The organism is Levilactobacillus huananensis, assembly GCF_003946145.1.
In the GTDB taxonomy this organism is placed as follows: domain Bacteria; phylum Bacillota; class Bacilli; order Lactobacillales; family Lactobacillaceae; genus Levilactobacillus; species Levilactobacillus huananensis.
Map to the genome: position 1 here is coordinate 1 of NZ_RHOC01000027.1, position 1,735 is coordinate 1,735.

Annotated in this window: 1 rRNA gene; it reads right to left on the reverse strand. The window is 50.5% G+C overall.

What is annotated here, in order from left to right:
- Positions 1 to 70 precede the first annotated feature (70 nt).
- A 16S ribosomal RNA gene (locus EKM71_RS10900) occupies positions 71 to 1,636 on the reverse strand.
- Positions 1,637 to 1,735 lie beyond the last annotated feature (99 nt).

The following is a 1,735-nucleotide window of genomic DNA, read 5'->3' on the forward strand; positions in this document are numbered from 1 at the left end:
TTGAGAGGTAAGCCCCTCAAAACTGAACATTGTTTCAACAAAGTATGTGTAGCCTCCGTATATTCCTTAGAAAGGAGGTGATCCAGCCGCAGGTTCTCCTACGGCTACCTTGTTACGACTTCACCCTAATCATCTGTCCCACCTTAGACGGCTGACTCCCGAAGGTTATCTCACCGGCTTTGGGTGTTACAAACTCTCATGGTGTGACGGGCGGTGTGTACAAGGCCCGGGAACGTATTCACCGCGGCATGCTGATCCGCGATTACTAGCGATTCCAACTTCATGTAGGCGAGTTGCAGCCTACAATCCGAACTGAGAGCGGCTTTAAGAGATTAGCTTAGCCTCACGACTTCGCAACTCGTTGTACCGCCCATTGTAGCACGTGTGTAGCCCAGGTCATAAGGGGCATGATGATTTGACGTCATCCCCACCTTCCTCCGGTTTGTCACCGGCAGTCTCACCAGAGTGCCCAACTTAATGCTGGCAACTGATAATAAGGGTTGCGCTCGTTGCGGGACTTAACCCAACATCTCACGACACGAGCTGACGACAACCATGCACCACCTGTATCCATGTCCCCGAAGGGAACGTCCTATCTCTAGGATTTGCATAGTATGTCAAGACCTGGTAAGGTTCTTCGCGTAGCTTCGAATTAAACCACATGCTCCACCGCTTGTGCGGGCCCCCGTCAATTCCTTTGAGTTTCAACCTTGCGGTCGTACTCCCCAGGCGGAGTGCTTAATGCGTTAGCTGCGGCACTGAAGGGCGGAAACCCTCCAACACCTAGCACTCATCGTTTACGGCATGGACTACCAGGGTATCTAATCCTGTTTGCTACCCATGCTTTCGAGCCTCAGCGTCAGTTACAGACTAGACAGCCGCCTTCGCCACTGGTGTTCTTCCATATATCTACGCATTCCACCGCTACACATGGAGTTCCACTGTCCTCTTCTGCACTCAAGTTCCCCAGTTTCCGATGCACTTCTCCGGTTAAGCCGAAGGCTTTCACATCAGACTTAAGAAACCGCCTGCGCTCGCTTTACGCCCAATAAATCCGGACAACGCTTGCCACCTACGTATTACCGCGGCTGCTGGCACGTAGTTAGCCGTGGCTTTCTGGTTGAATACCGTCACGATGCAAACAGTTACTCTTGCACCCGTTCTTCTTCAACAACAGAGTTTTACGAGCCGAAACCCTTCTTCACTCACGCGGCATTGCTCCATCAGACTTTCGTCCATTGTGGAAGATTCCCTACTGCTGCCTCCCGTAGGAGTTTGGGCCGTGTCTCAGTCCCAATGTGGCCGATTACCCTCTCAGGTCGGCTACGTATCATCGTCTTGGTGGGCCTTTACCTCACCAACTAACTAATACGCCGCAGGACCATCCAGAAGTGATAGCCGAAGCCATCTTTCAAACAAAAACCATGCGGTTTTTGTTGTTATACGGTATTAGCACCTGTTTCCAAGTGTTATCCCCTGCTTCTGGGCAGGTTTCCTACGTGTTACTCACCAGTTCGCCACTCGTCTTATGGTTAACGTCCGTGCAAGCACTTCAGTTAACGAAGACGCGTTCGACTTGCATGTATTAGGCATGCCGCCAGCGTTCGTCCTGAGCCAGGATCAAACTCTCATCTTATGATGATGGCTTGAATAGCTCATCGATTGTTGTTACTTTTGTTATAAAAGCGAATTGACTTCGCAAATATTGTTTGGGTTTGATACCAAGTATCAAACC